Consider the following 24883-nt stretch of genomic DNA (forward strand, 5'->3'; position numbering starts at 1 on the left):
ATATACGGGGAGGTGAGGTTACGATGGACAGACCACCTAAAGATTTCTATATCGGTCAGGCAGACGTATTGGCGGCAAATGAGAAGTTGTCCGATAAATCTCGCCAGAGTATTTCCATTTCCCGTTCGGCCCATACGTTGGATGCCTACGCGTCGGACTGGGACGATTTTTATGATTGGTGTGTGCAGCATGAAACATATGCCTTTCCTGCTGCTCCCGAAACGATCGTCAATTATATTAACGATCTGGCTGATAACGCCAAGGCGAATACTGTTGCCAGACGTATCAGCGCGCTGACGGAGAACTATGAGGCAGCGGGGGTCAAAGATAATCCCTGTCGGTTCCCTATGGTGAAAAACGCGTTGCGCGGTATTAAGCGCATGAAAGGTACGCTGCAACAGGGGAAAATGCCGATTCTCTATGACGATATCCGAGAGATGACGGCAGCTGTTGACGGCGATGAACTGCAAATTGCCCGTGATAAGGCCATTCTTCTGATCGGTTTTTTCGGCGCCATGCGCCGGTCCGAAATCGCCGGACTTGACGTTGAAGATTTGCGTTTCCAGCGTTTGGGCTTGGTCATTACCTTGCGGAAATCGAAAACCGATCATTTGGGACAAGGACAGCGCATTGCGATACCCGTCATTAAGGATACGGATATTTGCGCCGTTACGGCTTTAAAACACTGGCTTGCAGTCAGCGGCATTACGACGGGGCCTGTTTTCCGCGGTTTTACAAAGGGACGCGGCATCCGCAAGACTCGTATTTCCGACAAGGCGATTGCCTTGCTCGTCAAACACTATGTCGCTGTCGTCGGTATGGATCCCGCCGAATATGGCGCGCACAGCCTGCGTCACGGTTTTGCTACCTCGGCGGCACAACATCGCGTGGAGGAGCGGCAGATTATGCGTCAGACGCGTCATAAATCCCAAGCTGTTCTGCGGCGTTATATTGATGAGGCGGACAGTCTGATTGATAATCCGATCTTAAAAATTACCGGTGATACCTAAAAAACAGCCTTCATCTTTTTTGATGAAGGCTGTTTCCGGCTTACTGTCAATGTGAAAATTTTGCTTTGGCCGCTGCTGCCGTTCCCTTTTCTACGGGAATCTGCAAAATCTGTCCGGGGCGGATATCTTCGGAATGAGACAAATGGTTGGCTTCCACGATGGCATAGACCTGGCTGCGTATATCGCTTCCCGGTTCGGCCACGGAAGAAGCCAATTTCCAGATCGTATCTCCCTCTTCGACCCGAACGGCTACGTAATCCTTATCGGCATAATAACTCCAACCTGCCTGCATGAAGGCGGCGGCTAAAACGAAGAATAAAGCGATATAGCGAAGGCGCCGTACGGTGCCGCGTTTTTTTGGTGATTTTTTCATAGCAGATCACTCCCAGCAAAGAGAACAGATGTTTTGCAAACAATTGTTTGGTGGCTGTGATTATTATATCGCCGAACATATGTTCTTGTCAAGGTAAATGAAACAAATGTTTGCTTTTTCTCCTGCAACACCGTATAATAAAGATACACTATATAGGAGTGAGATCAATATGCTGAATAATGAAAAACTCTTAAATCACAGGCAACGTCAGATTCTGGAATATATCCGCAGTTGTGTCCATCAGAACGGCTATCCGCCTTCGATTCGTGAAATTTGCAGTTCCGTCGGTCTCAGTTCTACGGCGACCGTATATTCTCATTTGAAAAGTCTGGAAGAAAACGGTCTGATTCGTCGCGGTTCTTCCAAAAACCGTACCATCGAGTTGCTCGATGAAGGTTCGTGGCGGTCAAAAAAAGTTGTTCCCGTCCCTATCGTCGGCCAGGTGCGCGCCGGCGTTCCCGTTCTGGCGGAAGAAGTTATTGAAGATGTCTACCCCTTTCCTGCCGAATTTATCGGCGATGACGACTGCTTTATGCTGACCGTTCGCGGCGACAGTATGCGCGATGCCGGTATACTGGAAGGCGACTGGCTTATTGTGCGAAAACAGGATCTGGCGCGAAACGGCGAGATTGTCGTGGCCATGCTTGAAGATGAAGCGACGGTTAAGCGCTACTATTTGGAAAAGGACTGCGTTCGTCTGCAGCCGGAAAATGATGCCTATGAACCCATCTACACGCGTAACTGTAAGATTCTCGGCAAGGTTATCGGCGTTTTCCGCCTGTATTGACCGACGCCGGACTACCTTGTAACATTACGATAAACGATACGTCGTTTTTATTTTCAGAAAACGCGGCTTTTCCTTGCAGGAGGCCGTGTTTTTTATTTGGCAAAATCTGGCGTCCGTATGGGCCGGTAACCTTTTGCCGTTTTACGAAGCCCTGTACGCATGAATAGGGCGCGAGCGAAACAAGACCAACCTAGCCCTTTCCCCGTGCTTTTGTCGTTATCGACGCTGTACGGAAAATGTGATATGATAAGGAAGAATCATAAGTTTATAATTTTTTACTGGAGGCATGAAGATGAAAGAATACAAACCGTATAAATCCGGGAAAGTGCGTGAAGTATATGATGCCGGTGACAGCATCATCATGGTGGCAACGGATCGAATTTCTGCATTCGACCATATCTTAAAAAACAAGATCACACAAAAAGGCGCTATCTTGACGCAAATGTCAAAATTCTGGTTTGATTTTACCAAGGATATCTTGCCGAACCATATGCTTTCAGTAGATACTGCCGATATGCCTGAATTTTTCCAACAGGAACAATTTGCGGGAAACAGCATGAAATGCCGAAAATTGACCATGATTCCTATGGAATGTATCGTTCGCGGTTATATTACCGGCAGCGGCTGGGAAAGCTATCAAGAAAACGGCACGGTCTGCGGCATTACGCTGCCGGCAGGTCTGCGTGAATCACAAAAATTGCCGGAAGCGATTTTTACGCCGAGCACCAAGGCGGAAATCGGTGATCACGACGAAAACGTCTCCTTAGAACAGGGGATTGCATATTTAGAAAAAGAATTCCCCGGAAAAGGGCGTGAATATGCCGAAAAAATTCGTGACTACACACTTGCCCTTTATAAAAAATGCGCAGATTATGCGCTTTCCCGCGGCATCATTATTGCCGATACGAAATTTGAATTCGGACTTGATGAAGAAGGGCAGATCGTCTTGGGTGACGAAATGCTGACGCCTGACAGTTCCCGCTTTTGGCCGCTCAAAGGCTATGAAGCCGGTAAATCGCAGCCTTCTTACGACAAACAATTTGTTCGCGACTGGTTGAAGGCACATCCGGATAGCGATTACCTCTTGCCGCAGGATATTATTGACAAAACGATTGAAAAATACAAAGAAGCCTATCAGTTATTGACGGGCCGGGACTTCCGATAATTTCCTTATTCATGTGTCTGCAGAACTGCACGGCCGAAGACAGGTCATCCGCTTCAGCCGCGCAGTTTTTCGCTTTCTTGTGGAGTGAAGATCTTTCTTTTTACAAAAAAGAAGAGGTCAGTATTTACAAGGAATTGTAATGATTATATTATTATATTATCTGGTCATTTTATTCTGCTGAGGAGTTGATACAATGGAGAACAAAGAAGGATTTCTGGATCGATTGTTCCATTTGCAGGCAAACGGAACATCGGTCAAAACCGAATTGTTGGCAGGAATCACGACGTTCATGACGATGGCCTATATTTTGGCTGTCAATCCTACTATCCTGAGCGGTGCCGGCATGGACAAGGGCGCCGTACTTACGGCGACAGCGCTGGCATCCTGTCTGGGAACGTTGCTGATGGCCGTTTTGGCTAATTATCCCTTTGCACTGGCTCCCGGTATGGGGCTGAACGCTTTTTTCGCTTATACAGTCGTGTTGCAAATGGGGTATTCTTGGCAAATGGCATTATCGGCAGTTTTTGTAGAAGGTATTATTTTTGTCATTCTCTCTCTCACCAATATTCGCGAAGCCCTTTTTAACGCCATTCCGATGAACCTGAAAAAAGCCGTTTCCGCCGGTATCGGCTTATTTATAGCTTTGATCGGGCTTCTAAATGCGCAGATCATTGTTGCCAACCCGGCTACGAAGATATCACTCTTTTCCTTTAAGCAATCGGTTGCCGCCGGAACCTTTCAGACAACGGGCATCACAGTGCTTTTGGCTATGGCGGGCATCATTTTTACGGCGATTATGATGGTCAGAAAAGTACGCGGCAATATTCTTTGGGGCATCCTGTTTACGTGGATTCTCGGTATCATTTGTGAAATGACGGGCCTGTACGTTCCTAATCCGGAAATGCATATGTACAGCGTCATCCCCAATCTTTCAGCCGGCGCCGCCGCATTTATGCCGGCAAGCCTGTCGCCTATTTTGGGACAGCTGGATTTCAGCAATATGTTCAGCATCGACTTCTTCGTCGTCATGTTCGCCTTTCTTTTCGTCGATATTTTCGATACCTTGGGAACTCTGATCGGCGTTTCTTCCAAAGCGGATATGCTCGATAGCGAAGGCAAACTTCCCCGTATTAAAGGGGCCTTGTTGGCAGATGCTTTTGCAACGACCTTCGGCGCTTTAATGGGAACCAGCACGACGACGACTTACGTCGAAAGCGCTACCGGTGTCAGTGAAGGCGGACGGACCGGCCTGACCGCCGTCTTTGTAGCTATCTTCTTCGCTCTTTCTCTGGTTCTGTCGCCGTTCTTCATGGCAATCCCCGCTTTCGCTACGGCTCCGGCTCTGGTTATCGTCGGCTTCCTCATGCTCACTGCAGTAACCGGTATTGCCTTTGACGATCTGAGGGAATCCATTCCTGCTTACATTGCCATTATCGCCATGCCCTTCTGTTACAGTATCTCAGAAGGCATTTCCTTCGGCGTCATTTCGTATGTAGTGATCAATTTCTGTACAGGCCGTCGTGATAAAATCAGTATTTTAATGTATATTCTGGCGATTCTGTTTATCGGGAAATACATTTTCCTGTAAAGGATTGAGCCAAAAGAAGCTGTCAGCTGACGGCTTCTTTTTTTTGCACATAGTCTCGGATTTTATGAAGCCATACGAATTGATAGGGCTTGTAAGTGCCGCGCAGCTTTTTCAACGACGCTGTTCGGATGATCGTAATGATGTCCAGCAGCGCCGTCGCCTTGCGCGGCGACAGTCCCGCCTGTTGCGGCGTTTTTTTGGCGTAAGGCAACAGCAGCGCTGCCGCTCTTTCGCATTCGTCGTTGATGATGTGGAAGCGGGCATTCAGCAGATCGCGGTGCGGTTGCGGCAAAAGCTGCTCCATTTCGTACGTCTTCCAAAGGTAGCGGTATTTATCAAGATCTCTGCCACGGAGTGTCATCAGCAAAAGCGATTCGTACATATAGAAAAAGCCGTGAACACTACGGCCGGAACGGCGTCGCAGGAGATCGAAGGATGCGGCGTAATGATAATATTTTAAGGCAGCGTCATATGCAGCATTTTTATGCGGGTGAAGATCATATTGCCAACCGTAATCAAATAACTTTCCCAGCAGGTAGTAGATGTCCCAAGCTTGTTCAAAGGACTGTTCCTGACTTATCAAACGCTGCAAATCTATGACTTTACGCGGCAGTTTTTCTTCTCGGCGTGCCGTATCAATCGCTTCATAACAACGCTTGAACAGAGCGGTTCGGCCCTCTTGATCCCGGTTGTCCGACACCAGACGGGGAAAGAGAAGTCTGCATTCGTCACCGATAAGGGAGCGCTGCGGCAGCAATTCCAAGCCGCTGCGGCACAAGCCGTAACACGATCTGACGTAAATGCCGGCGAAATCGGCTTTTTCTTCCTGCGGCAATGCTTTAACCGTCCTGATGGTACGATCGTATATGGCGTACGCTTCCTGCTGTTGTCGTTTTTTTTGCTGAAAAGGTTCGGGATTGGTAAAATCGTGAGCGTCCCGATACAGCAGGAGCGCGAAACGATACAGTACGGTGACGGTAACGTCGGAAGCGATTAATTCACGAAAATACGGTATGGCCTGTTGAGCCCACTGGTGATTTTGATAAGAACGGGCGGCAGCTTTTGTGAAATACCCCCTGAAATACGCCTTTGCCAAGGGCGCGAGGACAAGTCTGCGTTCACTTTCCCGTGCGTATGCCAGCGCTTTTTCGTAGACGCTGACAGCTTGCCGTAAGCTGCTTTCACACTGTATGTTGCAGGAAAAGGATCGTTCCAAAAGAAGATCGCCTTCTCTGCACAGTTTCAAAAGAGTCTCTCTGCCTTTTCGCTTTGCCGTCACAACCGTTTCAGCTTGTTTCTTTAACATGAACACACCTCGTTTCAGCACTTTTCTTCTCTCATTGTCTCATGGAAAGATTAAAAGACGGTGAAACGAGGATTAAAAAAGGATTAAAATTCAGTAATATGAAAATGAAAAGATTGTAACAGCGTAACTTTCCTTTTCAACGGATAGAAAAATTAACGAAAGAATATAGTCTTTCTTCAGCCTAATAATACAAAAAGAAAGATAAAGTCTTAGTTACTGTAAAAATATTAATATAGTTAGCTAACTAATTATTTAAAATGTGATTTAAATTAACTTATGGAGCAGAGACAACAGGATCTTCTGTTCTTCTTCCGTCAAATTTTTCATCATCTGTGACAAACGCAAATAATATTGCGGCAGTACATAGTCCACGTAAATTCGACCTGACTCGGTTAAGGCGATTTGCTTCCCTCTTCTGTCTATCCCATTTTCTTTTTCGCTTACTAACCCTTCATTTTTCATGCGGCCAATCATTACACTGACCGTGGCCTTCGTCACTCCGCTCTTTTTTGCCAACGAAGAAGGAGACAGTCCGCTTTTCTGGCGATAAAGGAGCAAAAGGATGTGCAGTTTCCCCTCTGAAAGCCGATATTGGCTTTCCAGCGTTTTTCCCAGTGTCGTCCGTATTTCTTCAGCAGCTTGACTGATACTGATCATAGCCAATACTGCCGTTTTATTGATTCCCGTCGCTTTACGTGTCGCCTCTTCCAATTCGCTTTTCGTAGGAAACAATTCCATGTTCATACTTCCACCGTCCTTGATTACGTAAAAGAAGCGCAAGAACAAGCTCAGCTTATCCTTGCGCTTCTTTAAGATCACATGTTTTTGCTTTTCAGATCGCCGATAACGGCGCACGTCCTGGCCGCCGCTTCTGCAATGGTGATTACTTTTTCTTCGCCGGTTCGCCGTACTTTCAGTTCGACAGTGCCTTCAGCGGCACTCTTCTTACCGACCGTAAGACGAACAGGATAGCCGATGAGATCGGCGTCATTAAATTTAACGCCGGCACGTTCGTTTCGATCGTCGAGCACGACTTCAACGCCGAGCGCTTTTATTTCAGCATATAAAGTTTCGGCAATTTTCACCATATCTTCGTCTTTAGTGCTGACCGGCACGATAACGGCTTCATAAGGAGCGATAGCGGCAGGCCAGATAATACCCTTGTCATCATGATACTGTTCAATGGCTGCGGCCATTGTACGGGTGACGCCGATACCGTAACTTCCCATGACGTATGGTTTGGCTTTACCGTTTTGATCGAGGAAGGTAGCCTGTAAGGAGTCCGAATATTTCGTACCTAATTCAAAAACCTGCCCGACTTCAATCCCCTGGGCAAATTCGATTTCGCCGCCGCAGACAGGACAGACGTCGCGTTGCGTGATCATGCGGATCGTTTCTACCTGAACGGATTTAAAGTCACGCTGCGGATCGACATTGGTAAAATGATATCCCGCTTCATTAGCGCCGGTTACGCCGTTGCAGACATTCATCGCTGTCGGGTCGACAAAAACGAAAAATTTTTCATTATCAGGGGTGTCGGCATTGATGGGACTCATGTATCCCGGCTGCAGGCCGTGGGCCTTCAGATCATCTTCATTGGCCGGTTCAATCGTATTACCGCCGACAAGATGCTGAATAACGACATCATTCACTTCATGGTCTCCGCGTACCATGCAGAGGACTATTTTATCTTCATCTACGACGAAAGCTACGGCCTTGATCGTTTTTTCGACGGGGATCTTCATGAATGCGGCCAGATCTTCTATTGTCGAACAGTTTGGCGTGGCAATCTTTTCCAATGGCTGCGGCTCTTCTTTTGCTGTCGTCAATGTTCCGGGAACCGCCTTTTCCACATTTGCTGCAAAATCGCAGTGTTTGCAGGTCACGACGTCGGCTTCGCCGGCAGAGGCAAAGGCCATAAATTCGTGCGTACGGCTGCCGCCGATCTGCCCCGAGTCGGCCTGAACAGGCTTGTATTGAAGGCCACAGCGGTCAAAAATGCGCATATACGCATCGTACATTAATTCGTAACTTTTATGCATTCCTGCTTCATCGACGTCAAAAGAATATGCATCCTTCATGACGAACTCCCTGCTCCGCATCAAACCGAAACGGGGGCGGATCTCGTCGCGGTATTTGTTCTGCATCTGATACAGAATAAGCGGCATCTGTCTATAGGAACGAAGTTCATTACGCACCAACGTCGTGATCAGTTCCTCGTGTGTAGGACCGAGGCAGTATTGATTATGATGACGGTCTTCAAGTTTGAACATTTCCGGTCCGTAAGCGCTCCAGCGACCGGATTCGTGCCAGATTTCCGCAGGTTGCATGATCGGCATCATGATTTCCTGTGAACCGGTATTGTCCATTTCTTCTCTGACAATAGCCTCTATCTTGCGAATGACGCGACGCCCAAGGGGCAGGAACGTATAAATACCGCCGCCGTTTTTTCTGAGCATACCGGCTTTCAGCATATACTGGTGACTGACGACTTCGGCATCTGACGGGATTTCACGCAGTGTCGGACTGTATAATTTTGAAGCTAACATGTGATTATGACTCCTTTGCTATATACGTATTAATTTCTGCAAACAGCGTATCTACCAGGTCGGCTTCCTTGACTGTCTGCAAAACGGTTCCGTGAGAAAAGACGATCCCCATCCCCTGTCCTCCGGCAATGCCGAAATCGGCTTCACGGGCTTCACCCGGTCCATTGACAACGCAGCCCATGACAGCTACCTTAATCGGTTGTGATATGCTTTTCAGCCTTTCTTCCACGGCCTTTGCCAAGGCGATTAAGCCGACTTGCGTTCTGCCGCAGGTTGGACAGGAAATCAGTGTCGGACCGAAACGGCGCAATCCCAGGGACGTCAAGATTTCCTGTCCGACTTTGATCTCTTCAGCAGGATCGGCGGTCAAGGAAACGCGCAATGTATCGCCGATTCCGTTGTACAGCAGGGTACCGATGCCGACGGCCGAACGGATCGTTCCCGTTTGGGCCAATCCGGCCTCGGTTACGCCCAGATGCAGGGCATAAGGAACTTTTTCCGCCAAAGTCTGATAGGCTTCAATCATCAACGGTACGTCAGAAGATTTCAAGGAAATGACTATTTGACGATAATCCATTTTTTCCAATATGCGTATATGGCGCAATGCGCCTTCCAGCATGCCTGATGCTGTCGGATGGCCGCCGTCGGCAGCCAGAATATCGTCAGGCAACGAACCGGAATTGATACCGATCCGAATGGGAATGCCATGGGGCTTTATTTTCTCCACGACGGCGACGACGTTATCTTCACTGCCGATATTGCCGGGGTTTATCCGTAAGGCGGCGATTCCGCTTTCCACGGCTGCCAGGGCCAGGCGATAATCGAAATGAATATCTGCCACCAGAGGGACAGACAGCTGCATTGTCAATTTTTTCAGCGCCGTTGCCGCCGCCATATTGGGAACGGCGAAACGGATGATCTCGGCTCCGCAAGCCGCCAAACGTTTCGCGTCGGCAACGGCGGCGTCCGTATCGACAGGATTGACTGTCGACATGGTTTGTACGGAAATCGGCGCGTCGCCGCCGATTATCACACTGCCGACATGTACAGGCAGCGATTTTCTTCTCCTTATCATCAGCAATCCTTCCTAAAAACGACTGATATCCTGAAGCATGGCAAAGACAAACAACGAGCCGAGAATGGCAATGCCGACAACCTGAATGTAGTACAAGGCCTTTTCGGGCAGCCGCCGCCGCATGATCCCCTCCAGGAGAATCAGGATCAAATAACCTCCGTCAAGCATGGGAATGGGCAGTAAATTTAAAATTCCCAAGTTGATACTGAGAAATGCCGTGAACATAAGCAAATTGACAAAGCCCAAAGAAGCAACCTGACCGGCTAATTGTGCTACGCCGAGCGGTCCTGCCAATTCAGCCTTTGCCGTTCCGGTCACCATGCGATATAAACCGTCAAGCATCATATAGCAGATTTCTCCCGTCCGGCGAACAGCGAGTCCGGCAGACTCGAAAAATCCGTGCTCCTGTCGCGTGACCGTCGGCGTAATTCCCAGCAGCGCCCGTTTACTTTGCTCATCGGTCTTGGGGATCATGGAAACGGTCATTCTCGTTCCCTCCCGTTCGATGACGACGGGGATAATATCATGGACATGTTTATCTACGGCCGATGAAATATCTGCCCATTTCGTAATCTTGTCGGAGCCGATGGAGAGGATTCGATCGCCCGGCTGCAGCCGGTTTTGCGCTGCCGGGGAGTCGGTCATGACGGAACCGACAATCGGCTCCTGCGAAACCTCCGTTGTACCGACAGCGAACATCAGTCCCCAAATAATAAAAACAGCCAGGACAAAGTTCATGAACGCACCGGCAGCAATGACGATCAGGCGAGATAAGATAGGCTTGTTCAAAAACGATCGTTCGTTTAACGCTTCTTCTTCCGTCATGCCGGCGATTCGATTAAAACCGCCCAACGGAATAACGCGCAGAGAATATACCGTCGGTCCGTATTGATAACTGAAAAGCTTGGGGCCAAAACCGATAGCAAATTCATCGACTTGCATACCCGTCATCTTGGCCGTGATAAAATGACCAAATTCATGTACAAAAACGATAACGCTGAACACGAAAATGGTCGCTCCTATTGTTATACCCAAGAGAATGGTCCTTTCTGACGGAAAGTCTAAGCGATCAATATCAAGTATGCATAAACAGCCGGCGCCGCCAGAAGTAAACTGTCAAAGCGATCCAGCACGCCGCCGTGTCCGGGAATCAGAGAGCCGGAATCTTTGACGGCAGCGCTTCGCTTCAGGATCGACTCCGCCAGATCTCCCAACGGAGCCATGACGGCAATGATCAGGCCGATGACAAAGCCGTGAAGCAGTGAGAAATGGCCGATTGCCGCACAAAAAAGCGCGACGGCGACGGTTCCGATAAAACCGCCCAAGGCCCCCTCCCTGGTTTTTCCGGGACTGATCGCGGGGCAAAGCTTCGTCTTCCCCTTCGCTTTGCCGACGAAGAAAGCAAAGGTATCGCTGGCCCAGGTAGAGAAGATCAGAAGAAAGAACAGAAAACGCCCCGGTTGGAGCTGCGGTTCCGAAAACGCTGCGGTCAGGTAAGAACCGACCATGCCTTCACGAATGGCCAGCATCGCGGAAAAGCCGATTGTAACATAAAGCAGCCCGAAACAGCCCAAGGCGGAATCAGAAGGCTTCAACCGGCCATAGCGGAAGACCATGCGCAGCATAAACCAGGTGAACGCGAAAGCGGTGAGCAATACGGTTCCTTTCGTATTGGAGAACCAAAATGCCGTAAAATATAAAACCAGCCAAAGAGACATCACCTTTACAGGAATTTGTCCTTTCAGCTTGCGCGCCAATCCGTCAAATTCATGCCAGCCCAATAAGGCCAAAAGCAGAATCATCAGAAAAAAAAGCCAATTACCTTCATAGATGATAAAAATCGCCAGGGCTCCGCCGATAAATCCCGTTGCAAGACGTGTTAACACAAGTTTCGGCCTCCTTTATTTCAAGCCGCCGAAACGCCGTTCACGACCTTGATATGCCAATACGGCATCGATCAGCGTATCCTTGGTAAAATCCGGCCAGCTGAGCGGTGTGAACCAAAATTCGGCGTAAGCCATCTGCCATAACAAAAAATTGCTGACGCGGCTGTCTGAACCGGGGCGGATCAACAGGTCGACGTCATTTTCCGGAGCCGTATACAGCCTTGCCGCCAAATCTTCTTCCCTTATTGCAGCTGCGCACAGCTTACCGGCTTCTACGTCGGCCGCTAATTGACGAGCGGCTTGCGTGATTTCCAGTCTGCCGCCGTAATTGACTGCAACATTGAGGATCAGGCCCGTATTGTCCTTCATATCATTTTCGGATCGGATAAAAACGGCACGCAGTTTATCTGACAGACGGCTCATATCTCCAATAAAACGAAGGCGTACATTGTTTTCTTTCAATTCCAGAAGATTTTGACTTAAATAGGAGTGCATGAGCTCCATAATATAGTCCACTTCCGCCTGTGGCCGTTTCCAATTTTCCGTTGAAAACGCGTATACAGAGAGGACTTTAATACCCAGCTCATCGGCGGCCAAGACGATACGCTTCAACGTTTTGGCGCCGGCATAGTGTCCGGCACTGCGCGGCAAGCCCTTCCGTTTCGCCCAGCGTCCGTTGCCGTCCATGATGATAGCGACATGTCTGGGAATATTCGCCTTATCGAGATTCGCTGTCCCGTCTGTCTTGCGATCTTTCGAAAATATCTTCGGAATCATGAATTATATCTCCTTTCCATAGCCTTACGAACTGAGTCGCTTCTTTTCAGGCTCTCGTTGACCAAGAGATAAACGACATTCGCCTTGCGGCGTACGCGAATAACGTAAACGAGAGTCGGATCACAGATGAAAAAGCGACTTTTCGATTCCGTTTTTTCTACAACATAGGCTACGGATTCTCTTTCCAATACAGATTTGGCATACCCAAGGGGCATGCCAATAAGCTGTTCTATCGCAATCATACTTCCATAACTTCTTTTTCTTTCTTTTCCTTAATTTCGTCGACGGCCTTGATTTTCTTATCTGTCAGCTTCTGGATGTTCGTCTGACCTTCCTTGCTTTCATCTTCCGTAATTTCCTTTTGCTTTTCCAGCTTTTTGATGGCATCGTTGCCGTCGCGGCGGATATTGCGGATAACCACTTTGGCATCTTCCGCTTCTTTGCTTACCTTTTTGCTCAATTCTTTTCGGCGTTCTTCCGTCAACTGGGGAATTTCCAAGCGGATCATGGTACCGTCGTTATTCGGATTCAGGCCGAGATCGGACTTCAAGATTGCCCGTTCGATCGGACCGAGCATATTCCGTTCCCACGGCACGATAGTGATCAGACGCGGTTCCGGCGCCGAGACGTTGGCGACCTGGTTTACCGGTGTTGCCGTACCGTAGTAATCGACGCTGACGCGATTCAACAGAGATGTGCTGGCGCGGCCTGTGCGGATCGAAGCCAGTGAGCGTTTCAACGCTTCAATCGTTTTATCCATTTTTTCTTCATGCGTTGTCAGTAATGTTTTGACGTCCATAGCGGATCACTTCCTTCAATGAATTGGTATAGCTATATCATACTGCTTTTAGTCTTCTTTGTCGACTAAGGTGCCGATTTCTTTGCCTCTCGCCGCATTGACAATATTCCCCGGAATGTCGATGCTGAAAACGAGGATAGGGATATCATTAGTCATGCACAACGTTGTGGCCGTAGCATCCATAACCCCCAATTCGCGCTTGATTACTTCCAAATACGAAAGATGAGAAAACTTCTTAGCGTCTGGATTTACTTTCGGATCACTGTCGTAAACGCCGTCAACGAATTTTTTTGCCATTAAGATGGCATCGGCTTCAATTTCCGCAGCGCGAAGAGCCGCTGTCGTATCTGTCGAAAAATAAGGATTGCCCGTACCGGCGCCGAAAATAACGACGCGCCCTTTTTCCATATGACGAATGGCACGGCGACGGATGTACGGTTCAGCTACCTGTTGCATATTGATCGCTGTCTGGACGCGTGTAGCTACGCCTTTTTTTTCCAATGCATCCTGCAGGGCCAATGAGTTCATTACCGTAGCCAACATACCCATATAATCGGCGGACACCCGATCCATTCCTTTGGCGCTGCCGGAAAGACCGCGCCAAATATTGCCGCCGCCGACGACGATCGCCACCTGGATGCCCTGTTTGGTGACAGCGACAATATCATCGGCAATCGTTTCGACCGTCATCGGGTCAATGCCGTAGCCTTGTGTCCCTGCCAGCGCTTCTCCGCTCAACTTTAAGACGATTCGTTTAAATTCTCTTTTCATACGTGGAGCCTCCCTGTTTCCCAATCGCTTTTGTCCGCTTAGAAAATAAGAGAACACGATAGGGTGTTCTCTTATTAATGTCTTATTTAGCTTGAGCCATTACTTCGGAAACAAAATCATCGTTCCGTTTTTCCAAACCTTCACCCAGCGCATACCGCGTGAAACGACGAACGTCTATCTTTTCACCGATCTTGGCAATGTTTTCATTGATAATCTGTGTTACCGTCTTATCGGGATCTTTGATGAATTCCTGATCCAAGAGGCAATTTTCCTTGTAATATTTTTCGATTCTGCCGACGATCATCTTTTCAACGATCTTTTCCGGCTTACCTTCGTTCAACGCTTGCTGGCGGAGAACTTCTTTTTCGTGTTCCAACACTTCAGTAGGAACTTCGTCACGTTTCAAATAGGACGGATTGGCGGCTGCAATCTGCATGGCAATATCCTTGCAGAGATCTTTGAAGCCGTCTGTTTGCGCAACAAAGTCGGTTTCGCAGTTTACTTCGACGAGAACGCCGATGCGGCCGTTGCCGTGAATGTAGGAATAAACAAGACCTTCGGCAGCAATGCGGTCAGCTTTTTTCGCGGCGGCAGCCAATCCTTTTTCTCGCAAAAAGTCAACGGCCTTGTCCATATCACCGTCAGTTGCGGCCAGCGCCTTTTTGCAATCCATCATGCCTGCTCCCGTTTTTGTTCTTAAGTCCTTTACCATGCTTGCTGTAATAGCCATTGAGCGATTCCTCCTAATGATGAGTAATAATGATAGTAACTATCCAGTTTAATAAAGGTAAGGAATGGAACACTCCTTACCTTTTTTCATACATTCAATTCACGAACGCGCCGCTCAGTTTTCTTCCGTTGCTTCTTCGACTTCTGCAGCAGCCGCTTCATTCTGTTCGCCCTGACGGCCTTCCAGTACGGCGTCGGCAATCTTGCCGGTCAGCAATTTCACGGCGCGAATTGCGTCGTCATTTGCCGGAATCGGATAATCGATTACGTCGGGATCACAGTTTGTATCAACAGTGCCGATAATGGGAATGTGAAGCTTACGGGCTTCAGCTACGGCAATTTCTTCTTTTTTCGGATCAATGATGAAAAGTGCGTCAGGCAGCTTCTTCATTTCCTTGATACCGCCAAGATATTTCTGAAGCTTTTCCATTTCATGTTTCAGTAAAATGACTTCTTTTTTCGGCAACACGTCAAAAGTGCCGTCTTCAGCTTGTTTTTCCAAAGCCTTTAAGCGCTTTACACGTTTTTCAATAGTCTGGAAGTTAGTCAACATGCCGCCGAGCCAACGTTCGTTTACATAGAACTGGTCGCAACGTTCGGCTTCACCTTTAATGGAATCCTGCGCCTGTTTCTTGGTGCCTACGAATAAAACGGAACCGCCTTGCGCAGCCAGATCACGGACGAAATTATATGCTTCATCCATTTTCTTGACCGTCTTTTGCAAATCGATAATGTAAATGCCGTTGCGTTCCGTGAAAATGAACCGAGCCATTTTCGGGTTCCAGCGACGTGTCTGATGTCCGAAGTGGACACCTGCTTCCAATAATTGTTTCATAGATACTACTGCCATTCGTTCATTCCTCCTGTTTGTCCTCTGTCCGGTCATTGCCCGCATTTACCGTAAGCTGTACGGCACAGCAGCAGACTCGACGGTACGTGTGTATTTTTAACCTTTCATATTATAGCACAGCAGAGACAGGCAAACAAGCTGTTTTTTATCTCGATTTTAAGGTACGGATCGATGTCCTGGTGTGTTGCGGTTCGCGAAAATTCCTTTACACTAAAATTCCTCTTTTGAGTCTTATCGTTTTTCCCTTTCTCCATAAGGTAACACATATTTGACGCCTTACACGTAACCTGTGTATGATGCCGAAGGAATCGTTGGTTTTTCATGCTTATATGTGATAATATTCGTAGTATAATTAAGTACAAACAAAACGCTCTCTTTCGATCAGGCAGCAAAGTAACAGGAGCGGTTCACAATACCATCTTTTCTCCGAGTCACGAAAGGAGGCAATACGCCATGTATGAATTGATACCACTTTCAGACAACAGCTATTACATTCAAAGTCCCGCAAAAATAGGGCTGGTAAAGCTGAATGAAAGAGATGTTTGTCTGATTGACAGCGGAAATGACAAGGATGCAGGACGTAAAATACGTCAAATATTGGAAGCAAACGCTTGGAATTTAAGGGCAATTTATAATACCCATGCCAATGCGGACCATATTGGCGGTAATAAGTATTTGCAAGGACAGACCGGATGTAAAATCTATGCGCCAGGCATTGATTGCGCATTTACGAACCATCCGATTTTAGAACCATCTTTTTTATATGGCGGCTATCCCTGTAAAGACCTCAGACATAAATTTCTTTTGGCACAGGAGAGCCATGCAGCGTATTTAACTGAAGACGTCTTGCCCAAAGGTTTTGAAATCATTAATTTGCCCGGTCATTTCTTTGACATGGTTGGGTTCCGAACGCCTGACGATGTCGTTTTTCTTGCTGATTGCCTGTCCAGCCGGGAAATATTGGATAAGTATCAAATCGGCTTTATCCATGATGTGGCGGCTTACATAAAAACGCTTGAAATGGTAAAATCACTTACAGCAACCATATTTGTCCCTGCCCATGCGGCAGTAACGGAGAATATTTCGGATCTGGCGCAATATAACATTGATAAAGTACGGGAAATTGCAGATAAGATCGTTGATTTATGCCGGGAGCCGCTTTGCTTTGAAGTAATCTTGCAGCGGCTGTTTACAGCATATGCCTTGACGATGAATTTTGAACAATATGTGCTTATCGGCAGTACAGTCCGTTCCTATCTCGCCTGGTTAAAAGACACGGATAAACTCAATGCAATCTTTGAAAATAATATGTTGCTTTGGGTACAGAAATAAGGGGAAACGAAAAGCGGTATTCATTTGCCGCTGGAGAAGAAAAGCCGGCCGATTCAAGCTCGATACTGCCGAAAAAACAGGCTTCCGATCATCGTCGAAAGCCTGTTTTTTTATTCCAATATGTAAACCAGGACCGTACGCCTGCCAAAAGCCATGCAGGCTGTATAATCTTCCATGCACAAGTCAATGCGGTTGCCGAGAATATCGCCGCCTGTGTCTTCAGCCGTCGCGATACCGTAGCCGGGAATAAAAACAGTTGTTCCCAGCGGAATAACATTGGGGTCAACGGCGATTTCGCCATAACGCGCTCTCGTTTCCAACTTTGTCAGGCCCGCGCCGTTGCCGTCCGTCGGCAAATACGCCGTAGCTTCCATTGTCAGTACCTTGGAATACTTCGTTATCGTACCGGTATTGATCTCTACCGCAGCCTTTGTTCCCACATGTCGGATAAGAGGCTGCATTTCCGTAATCAATTCCGTATGGAGCACCTCTCTGCCGACGGCCTTGCCGTCAAGACTGATAATGGCCGATTGTACCCGTTTTCTGCCGTTGACGCCTTGCTGTAAAACCTTTTCTTCTCCCTGTCCGAGGTCTTCGTCGGGAATGCTTTCAATGGCGAACGGTACGACGGCATCTTCGGTAATTACTTTGCGCGATAGAGAACCGATATGAATGGTCATATCTTTTTGAACCGGACCGTTAGCGTCTTCGTAAGCCCGATAATTTTCCCGATCATAACCGTATTGCGGCAATACCTCGGCAACAGTGCGTTTTCCCGTAGCGACCAGGCGCTTCTCCCCTTTGTAAACGAGCGTGACGGGAACGGCGCGACGAATCGTTATGACGGAGCCGTCTTCCAGCGTTGTTGTCGACAGCTCTACTTCGTCTTCGGCGGCAACGGGAATATTCGCTTCTCTGAGCAGGGCCGCGGCATTTACGGCATGCGTATATACCGTTTCCTGTCGCCCGTCTGCATCTATTATAACGGAACGGCCTTTATCGATGAACCCGGTCAGCAACACGACGGCCAGAAGTCCGATCAATAAGGCATACATCCGTGAAATGGGCCTAAAATATCGCGTTTGCATGCAATTCCTCCAATCGGCACAATTGTATCAGAGGACTCATGCCCTGTCAAACGACAGAATCTTAACGATCGAATGACAAAACGGTCACATCGTCGGCATCCTGTCTGCGCGCCGCGCCTTCCGCTTCATGCTGTAGAATCTCTTGAGCGTTGATGCGTTTGTTCGGATCATTGTCCGCCAAGGCGACGTAAGAACCGTCAGACCGCATGTCGTATGCTTTTTCCGTATCCCGAAAGTAAGTGTGCAAAATATACTTGATCCGTTCCTTATGCGGCTCAAAATCAACGGGAATCATTAGTTCCACACGTTCGTTCAAATTGCGCGGCATCCAATCGGCAGATGAGATGAAGACGTCTTCCTTACCGTCATTGTAGAAATAAAAGAGGCGGCTGTGCTCCAAAAAGCGTCCGACAATGCTGTGTACCGCAATATTCTCGCTGACGCCGGGTATGCCGGGGCGAAGGACGCAGATGCCGCGTACGATCAGCTCGATGATAACGCCCGCCTGTGACGCTTCATATAGTCGCTCGATGACCTGCTTATCCAAAAGCGAATTCATCTTGGCAATAATTTTGGCCGGCCTGCCGCTCTTGGCATGATTGATCTCCTGATCTATTTCTTCATAAATCCGTTCCCGCAGATTAAGCGGCGCCACGGCCAGCTTGTTCCATTCGGGGGGATCGGAATAACCGGAGAGGAAATTGAAAAATGCCGAAGCATCGATACCCAAAAGGGTGTCGGCTGTAATAATGCCGACATCGGTGTAGATTTTGGCCGTTTTGCCGTTGTAGTTGCCCGTCGCCAAATGCAGATAGCGGCGGATCGTATCTTCTTCCCGGCGTACGACAAGGGTTATTTTGGAATGGGTCTTCAGTCCCATAATGCCGTAAATGACATGGCAACCGGCTTTTTCCAGCTTCTTCGCCATCAGGATATTATTGGCTTCATCGAATCGCGCCTTTACTTCCATCAGCACCGTTACCTGCTTGCCGTTTTCGGCCGCTTCAGCCAGCGCCGCGATAATCGGCGAATCGCTGCTGACGCGGTACAAGGTCTGTTTGATGGCCAATACATTAGCGTCAACGGCGGCGAGTTTGACAAAATTTTCGACGACGTCAAAAGTTTCGTAGGGGTGATGGACCATGACGTCGCGCTTGACGATGGACGACCAAAAGTCGGCGGCATCGATGGCGGCAAGCTCGCTGGAAGGCTGCGATTTCGCTTCGGCATAGCGAAGATGATCGTAGCCGGCAATGCCCGTAAAAGAAAAGAATACTTTACAGTCAATCGGTCCGGGAATCGTGTAGATATCTTTATCTTCTATCTGCAATTCACTTTGCAGGAATTTTCGGATCGTCCGGCTTGACGCCTCGCATAATTCGAGACGGACGGCGGCGCCTTTTTTTCGCCGTTTCAGCGAATTTTCCACTTCCCGGAGCAGGTCTTTGGAATCATCGTTGATATCCAGATCGGCGTCGCGGGTGACGCGGAAAGGAACGACTTCCAGTATTTCACAGCCCAGGAAGAACTGTTCCGCATAATGGCTGAGGACATCTTCCAAGAAAAGGAAGGCTTTTCCTTCCGTCGCTTCCGGAACTTGTATGATACGGGAAATAACGGAAACGGGAACCGGCAAAATCGCCGTCTTGATCTCTCCGTCTCCTTCCCGTTTACGCAAGAGGACGGCTAAATTAAGCCCCAAACTCGCCAGGAAGGGGAACGGATGGCTCGAATCGACGGCCATCGGCGTAACGACAGGATAAATTTCCCGTTCAAACAGGCTGTGCAGCCATTTTCTCTGCTTTTCATCCAAATCGGAAACGTGAATAAAATGCAATCCTTCTGCCTGGAGTTGTTCCATGATCCGCGATAAATAGCCGTACTGCTCGGCGACCTGGCGGTGAACCATCTGTTCAATGGCGTCAAATTGCTCCTGCGGTGTCATGCCGGCAATATCGATATGTTTGACGTCATTTTCCACCAAGTGCTTGACGCCGGCCACGCGGATCATGAAGAATTCGTCCAGATTGGACGCCGTAATGGCGATGAAATTCAGCTGTTCCAATAAGGGATTGGACGCTTTTGCCGCTTCCTTCATGACGCGCTCATTGAAATTAATCCACGTGCACTCCCGATTGAGAAAATAGTTTTCTCCTTTTTCCATTTGTATTACCTTCCTCTTTTCAAGACCGGCGTCATGCCGAACACTTCTTCAAAATAGGGAACAATCTTCATAAAGGCCCATTTTTCCAGGGAAACGTCAAAATCCGACGTATACGCTATTTCCAACAGGTTGTCGTGCAGCGCGGCCTCAATGGATTTGATCTTGCCGTTGTGACCTTTGTCAAGGGCGTCGGCGAGACAGAAAATAGCGACCAGCTTGGCGACCATGACCTTCGTTTCCGGCTGCAACGAAGCAAAGCGGTCGTCACGTTCTTGTACCTTGCCGAAATAAGAAAAATAAGCTACATTGGCAACCATCTTTTTTTCTTCATCGCTGATGGCAAAAAGATCGGTCGTCAGAATCAGATCGTAAGCGCAGACATCACATTTTCGCAGATTGACGAACTTGCCCCATTCATGCATGATGGCCGCCAGACGCAAGAGATAGCAACCGATCCTGTCGACCCCGATCTTACCGAACAGCGCGTTGAAGATCGTCGCGCAAAATTCTTCGATGAGCCGAGAATGATCGGGCGCGGATACATAGCGGACGGCAATACCCCGCGCCAGTTCCAACAGCATCCACCGCTGCCGCGTCAGGTACGGATCGTTCAGCTTCGATGCCAGATAGTGAATGGAATAGCCTTCGGTAAAGGTCATATCCATCAGGACGATCATCTGCACGTCCACGTGACGCAGCAATTCATAATACAACATGATGATCGGCATCAGGACGTTTGCCATATTTTCGCTGATCGAAAAATAGCGGCACAATTTGAATGGCGTGATGCCTGAAAAAGAATCGACGAAATCGCAGAATTCACGGGCCGCGATCAGACCGACGCCGCGGTACAGCTTCTTACCCATCAAGAGGCCGAGACGGACGGCAACCTGACCGGATAAAATCAAATATTGAATGTCATACTGCTGCACACCGCGCCAGAGAGGCGATAAAGTGCCGTAAATATATTCGCGCACCGTCGTCGTAAAGGTGATGCCGTTGCGCTCTTTTTCCGTGAAGTTTCCCATCAGTCCCAAGGCGCCGATATGCACATTCTGTTGAAACAGTATCTTGTCTTTTTTCCAACACGTCAGGCCCAGACAGCTCGACGTCATATCCATGAGCAGAACGGAATTACGGCCGAAGTTGAATGCGCCCTGGTCGATATCGTAATAAAGACCGAAAAACTTGTAATAAATTTCTTCCGCCATATGCACGATATCGACGGAAAAGCCGGTACGGATCCTGATCTGATCGATCGCATTGAGCTGATTTTCCGCATCGCGGAGCGATGTCGTCGTGACGACTTTGACGTCGTCCACCTGATAATCGCGGAGCAGCTGCCTGAACCCGTTGAGCACCGTGCAGATTTCATTCAGCGCCTGAAAACTGATGCGGTGCGTTGTGACGACTTCTTCACCGTAATGAACTTCACGGGAAACGTTCTCAATCGTCTGTCTGTCAGCCAAGGTCGAATAGGAAACGATCTTCAAGTCCATATTGACCGTGCCTATTCTAATGATGCCGAACACGTTCTTCTTACTGTCTTCCATACAAACCACCTCGTTACTATTCTATATTTATTATACATGAAAGCGGGAAAATTTCAGCCGTCATGATTTTAATGTATGTAAATTTTTTGTGAAATCTTTTGACAAGTACGTTATAATAAGCTATAAGGTAAAGTAATACCAAAGAAAACGAGGGGGCTCCATGGAAAAAATTGCAATTATTGATTTAGGCTCCAATTCGATCCGTTTTGTCGTGATCGAAATTAAGGACAATCGCTCCTATTCCCTGCTGTATCAGGAAAAAGAATCGATTCGTCTCGGTCACGGACTGATGCAGACCGGTGAATTGAGCAATGCCGGCATGGATCGGGCCATGACCTGTCTGGCTGTATACCGCCATCTTATCTCGGTCATGGAAATCGATACGACTATTGCCGTTGCTACGGCGGCCGTCCGCAGCGCGAAGAACGGAGAAGCGTTCTTGCAGAGGGTCCGGACGCAAACGGGTATCGAAATGAAAATCATCAGCGGTGAACGGGAAGCGTACCTCGGTTATTTGGGCGTAATCAATACGATTGATATTAAAGACTGCATTCTATTTGACTTCGGCGGCGCCAGCGTTGAATTCACACTCGTCAGAAACGGAAAACAGGAACACTCCTTATCGGTGCCTATCGGCGCCGTCACATTGACGGAAAAATTCGGTCTCCAAGGAACCGTTTCTGGAGAAATGCTGGAAAAATGCCTTACCTGCATTCGTAAAAAGCTGAGCGATATTCCCTGGCTCGCCCATGCACGCCTGCCCCTTGTCGGCGTCGGCGGCACGGCGCGCGCCATTGCCAAAATGGATCAGCGCACAACGAATTATGAGTTGCCTACGCTGCATAACTATGTTGTCGGCAAAGATAACTTTGATGCCATATACGCGCTGGTTACGGAACGGACATATGTTAATCGGAAAAAGATTCCCGGCCTTTCCAGTGAGCGCGCCGACCTGATCGTTGCCGGTGTCGCTGCGATCAGCGCAATTTTTACCCTGACGGAGAGCGACCGCCTGATCGTCAGCGGCTGCGGTCTGCGCGAAGGATTGTTCTTTGAGCATTATGCGGGCCTCTATCACCTGCCGAGCCCGTATATCGAGAATATCCTTTCCTTCAGCATTGCGAACGTCATCGGCAATTTGGATCCGGTCAACAGCAAGCATGTCGATCAGGTGGAAAAGGTCTCGCTGCTTCTTTTTGACAAGCTGTCTTTTCTGCACGGCTACGGTCCGCGTGAGCGGCAGCTGCTGGCGACGGCTGCCAAGTTGCATGATATCGGAAAAATCATCAACTACTACAGTCACGCCCGTCATTCTGCCTTCATGATCGGGCATGCGCCGCTGTACGGACTGACGCAGACGGAACAGTTGGTGGCTTCTTTCATCGCCGGTTTTCACCACGGCATCAGCCGTAAGATCATGCGCGCTTACCGGTATGTTCACATACCGAGCGAAGAAGAGTGGCGCATGATTCGAAAGGTTTCGACTTTTTTGGCTCTGGCTGAAGCATCGGATACGACATATGAGCAAATCATAAAAGATATTACCGTTGAGAGTGCCGATACGGTAATCGTTCTCGTCTTGGAAACGTATCCGGGCAGTTCTCATGAAGCGGTAAATTATGAAATGCAGCAGTTAAAAAAGCAGTTTAAGCGAGAATTCGATACGTCCCTGCTTTTTGTCTGGAAATAAAAAAAGCCGTCTCTTGATCAAGAGACGGCTCTGTTTTTTTTTAAATGATGGAAACATCTTCGCCGGCAAGAATTTTTTTCATCGTTCGGGCCGGACACATTTTGCCGCACATCGTACACGTTCCTTCACATTCAGGCGTGCTCGATTCATAGTAATTACGCGCCTTCACGGGATCAATAGCCAGGGAAATCATCGTTTCGAAATCAACTTCGACACGGGCCTTGCTCATGGCGTCATCCCAATCCTGCGCCCCCGGAATCCCTTTGGCGAGATCGGCGGCATGGGCGGCAATACGGGCGGCGATAATCCCTTCGCGCACGTCGTTGACATCGGGCAGACGGAGATGTTCTGCCGGCGTTACGTAACAAAGAAAATCGGCGCCGCAGGAACCGGCAATGGCGCCGCCGATGGCGCTCGTGATGTGGTCATAGCCGGGAGCCACATCTGTTACCAAGGGGCCGAGAACGTAGAACGGCGCATTGTGGCAAAGCCGTTTTTCCAGTTTCATATTGGCGGCGATTTCGGTCAACACCATATGGCCGGGACCTTCGATCATGACCTGTACGTTCCGTTCCCAGGCCCGTTTCGTCAGCTCGCCGAGCGTGATCAGCTCTTCAATCTGGGCGGCGTCCGTGGCGTCATGGGTACAGCCGGGACGGCAGGCATCGCCGAGGCTCAAGGTAACGTCGTATTCTTCACAAATATCGAGGAGACGGTCGTAATATTCATAGAACGGATTTTCCTGATCGTTCATTTCCATCCAGGCGAAAAGCAGGGAGCCGCCGCGGGAAACGACATTGGTCAGACGGGGATTCCGTTTGATCCGTTCGGCCGTCTTTCGATTCATGCCGCAGTGGATCGTCATGAAGTCGACGCCGTCTTCCGCATGTTTCTGCACGACATCGAAAAACTCTTCAACGGAAATATCCTTCAGTTCCTTGTCGAGCATGCCGACGGCGTCATACATCGGCACCGTACCGATCATGGCCGTTGACATGGCGACGAGACGGCGGCGGAAATCACTGGTTTTGCCGAAATTGCTCAAATCCATGATCGATTCGGCTTTCATGTCGATCGCATTCTGTACCTTTTCCAGTTCTTCTTCATAATCGTTGTGATCCTTGGATATGCCGAGATTCACATTGATCTTCGTGCGACAATTCATGCCGACGGCTTCGGGATCAAGACTGGTATGATTCTTGTTGGCCGGAATGGCGACTTTCCCTTCGGCAATCAGCTTCATCAGCGTTTCAATCGGCATCTGTTCCTTTTTTGCGACGATTTCCATTTGTTTCGTCACGATGCCCTTTATCGCGGCATCCATTTGGGTTGTGTAATGCATCTTTCTCCTCCTTGTATACGAAAAAAGCTCACCGTCATAGGTGAGCTTG

23 protein-coding genes are annotated in these 24883 nt (G+C 48.6%); 6 read left to right on the plus strand and 17 right to left on the minus strand.

Annotation, left to right across the window (positions count from 1 at the left end; translation table 11 throughout):
- Positions 1-23: 23 nt before the first annotated feature.
- Positions 24-1010, plus strand: coding sequence for a site-specific integrase (locus C0977_RS09090; protein ID WP_200814259.1), 987 nt, complete (start codon positions 24-26; stop codon positions 1008-1010).
- Positions 1011-1056: 46 nt separating this feature from the next.
- Here C0977_RS09090 and C0977_RS09095 read toward each other — a convergent pair whose 3' ends face one another.
- Positions 1057-1383: a LysM peptidoglycan-binding domain-containing protein gene (locus tag C0977_RS09095; protein WP_023054063.1), complete on the minus strand. Its 327-nt coding sequence runs from the start codon at positions 1381-1383 to the stop codon at positions 1057-1059.
- 169 nt (positions 1384-1552) lie between these two features.
- On the opposite strand from C0977_RS09095, the gene lexA reads away from it, so the two are divergent.
- The 3 genes from lexA to C0977_RS09110 all read left to right on the plus strand — a co-directional run bounded on the left by lexA (position 1553) and on the right by C0977_RS09110 (position 4923).
- Complete coding sequence (lexA, locus tag C0977_RS09100; RefSeq protein WP_101913170.1) at positions 1553-2170, plus strand: transcriptional repressor LexA; 618 nt, start codon at positions 1553-1555, stop codon at positions 2168-2170.
- Between the two features lie 292 nt (positions 2171-2462).
- A complete protein-coding gene (locus C0977_RS09105; protein ID WP_101913171.1) occupies positions 2463-3335 on the plus strand; it encodes a phosphoribosylaminoimidazolesuccinocarboxamide synthase in 873 nt (290 codons plus the stop codon).
- 193 nt (positions 3336-3528) lie between these two features.
- On the plus strand, positions 3529-4923 hold the full coding sequence (locus C0977_RS09110) for an NCS2 family permease (protein ID WP_101913172.1): 1395 nt from the start codon (positions 3529-3531) through the stop codon (positions 4921-4923).
- Between the two features lie 22 nt (positions 4924-4945).
- On the opposite strand, the gene C0977_RS09115 is transcribed toward C0977_RS09110, so the two are convergent.
- From C0977_RS09115 to rpsB, 12 genes are all read right to left on the minus strand, one after another.
- Positions 4946-6229 (minus strand): hypothetical protein, encoded by a 1284-nt coding sequence (locus tag C0977_RS09115; RefSeq protein ID WP_101913173.1) that lies wholly within the window; start codon positions 6227-6229, stop codon positions 4946-4948.
- Between the two features lie 264 nt (positions 6230-6493).
- Entirely contained in the window at positions 6494-6973 is a 480-nt protein-coding gene (locus C0977_RS09120; protein ID WP_145995090.1) for a MarR family winged helix-turn-helix transcriptional regulator, read from the minus strand.
- 71 nt (positions 6974-7044) lie between these two features.
- Positions 7045-8778 carry a proline--tRNA ligase gene (locus tag C0977_RS09125; protein ID WP_101913175.1) on the minus strand — a complete coding sequence of 578 codons (1734 nt, stop codon included), beginning with the start codon at positions 8776-8778 and terminating at the stop codon, positions 7045-7047.
- Positions 8779-8782: 4 nt separating this feature from the next.
- Positions 8783-9853 carry a flavodoxin-dependent (E)-4-hydroxy-3-methylbut-2-enyl-diphosphate synthase gene (gene ispG, locus C0977_RS09130; protein WP_200814260.1) on the minus strand — a complete coding sequence of 357 codons (1071 nt, stop codon included), beginning with the start codon at positions 9851-9853 and terminating at the stop codon, positions 8783-8785.
- Between the two features lie 12 nt (positions 9854-9865).
- Positions 9866-10888, minus strand: coding sequence for an RIP metalloprotease RseP (gene rseP, locus C0977_RS09135; protein ID WP_101913176.1), 1023 nt, complete (start codon positions 10886-10888; stop codon positions 9866-9868).
- Positions 10889-10914: 26 nt separating this feature from the next.
- Positions 10915-11739 carry a phosphatidate cytidylyltransferase gene (locus tag C0977_RS09140; RefSeq protein ID WP_023054109.1) on the minus strand — a complete coding sequence of 275 codons (825 nt, stop codon included), beginning with the start codon at positions 11737-11739 and terminating at the stop codon, positions 10915-10917.
- A gap of 15 nt (positions 11740-11754) precedes the next feature.
- On the minus strand, positions 11755-12516 hold the full coding sequence (locus C0977_RS09145) for an isoprenyl transferase (protein ID WP_023054112.1): 762 nt from the start codon (positions 12514-12516) through the stop codon (positions 11755-11757).
- A complete protein-coding gene (locus C0977_RS09150; protein ID WP_234987634.1) occupies positions 12513-12758 on the minus strand; it encodes a hypothetical protein in 246 nt (81 codons plus the stop codon). The genes C0977_RS09145 and C0977_RS09150 overlap by 4 nt, the downstream gene beginning before the upstream one ends.
- On the minus strand, positions 12755-13315 hold the full coding sequence (gene frr / locus C0977_RS09155; RefSeq protein ID WP_023054110.1) for a ribosome recycling factor: 561 nt from the start codon (positions 13313-13315) through the stop codon (positions 12755-12757). Before frr ends, C0977_RS09150 begins: the two co-directional genes overlap by 4 nt.
- 48 nt (positions 13316-13363) lie before the next feature.
- Positions 13364-14086: a UMP kinase gene (gene pyrH / locus C0977_RS09160; RefSeq protein ID WP_023054117.1), complete on the minus strand. Its 723-nt coding sequence runs from the start codon at positions 14084-14086 to the stop codon at positions 13364-13366.
- Positions 14087-14168: 82 nt separating this feature from the next.
- On the minus strand, positions 14169-14816 hold the full coding sequence (gene tsf, locus C0977_RS09165) for a translation elongation factor Ts (protein WP_101913177.1): 648 nt from the start codon (positions 14814-14816) through the stop codon (positions 14169-14171).
- Positions 14817-14930: 114 nt separating this feature from the next.
- Positions 14931-15665, minus strand: coding sequence for a 30S ribosomal protein S2 (rpsB, locus tag C0977_RS09170; protein ID WP_101913178.1), 735 nt, complete (start codon positions 15663-15665; stop codon positions 14931-14933).
- Between the two features lie 453 nt (positions 15666-16118).
- On the opposite strand from rpsB, the gene C0977_RS09175 reads away from it, so the two are divergent.
- On the plus strand, positions 16119-16997 hold the full coding sequence (locus tag C0977_RS09175) for an MBL fold metallo-hydrolase (protein WP_023054084.1): 879 nt from the start codon (positions 16119-16121) through the stop codon (positions 16995-16997).
- Between the two features lie 110 nt (positions 16998-17107).
- Here C0977_RS09175 and C0977_RS09180 read toward each other — a convergent pair whose 3' ends face one another.
- From C0977_RS09180 to C0977_RS09190, 3 genes are all read right to left on the minus strand, one after another.
- Positions 17108-18085, minus strand: coding sequence for a 3D domain-containing protein (locus C0977_RS09180; protein WP_101913179.1), 978 nt, complete (start codon positions 18083-18085; stop codon positions 17108-17110).
- Between the two features lie 61 nt (positions 18086-18146).
- On the minus strand, positions 18147-20249 hold the full coding sequence (gene ppk1 / locus C0977_RS09185) for a polyphosphate kinase 1 (RefSeq protein ID WP_101913180.1): 2103 nt from the start codon (positions 20247-20249) through the stop codon (positions 18147-18149).
- Between the two features lie 5 nt (positions 20250-20254).
- A complete protein-coding gene (locus C0977_RS09190) occupies positions 20255-21802 on the minus strand; it encodes a Ppx/GppA phosphatase family protein (RefSeq protein ID WP_101913181.1) in 1548 nt (515 codons plus the stop codon).
- 160 nt (positions 21803-21962) lie between these two features.
- On the opposite strand from C0977_RS09190, the gene C0977_RS09195 reads away from it, so the two are divergent.
- Positions 21963-23492, plus strand: coding sequence for a Ppx/GppA phosphatase family protein (locus C0977_RS09195; protein WP_101913182.1), 1530 nt, complete (start codon positions 21963-21965; stop codon positions 23490-23492).
- A 40-nt stretch (positions 23493-23532) separates the two neighbouring features.
- Here C0977_RS09195 and thiC read toward each other — a convergent pair whose 3' ends face one another.
- The gene (gene thiC, locus C0977_RS09200; RefSeq protein ID WP_101913183.1) at positions 23533-24834 is read right to left on the minus strand and encodes a phosphomethylpyrimidine synthase ThiC; all 1302 of its coding nucleotides are present in this window, start codon (positions 24832-24834) and stop codon (positions 23533-23535) included.
- Between the last annotated feature and the right edge of the window lie 49 nt (positions 24835-24883).

Origin of the sequence: Megasphaera vaginalis (ex Bordigoni et al. 2020) (assembly GCF_900240295.1) — a bacterium.
GTDB classification, from domain to species: domain Bacteria; phylum Bacillota; class Negativicutes; order Veillonellales; family Megasphaeraceae; genus Megasphaera; species Megasphaera vaginalis.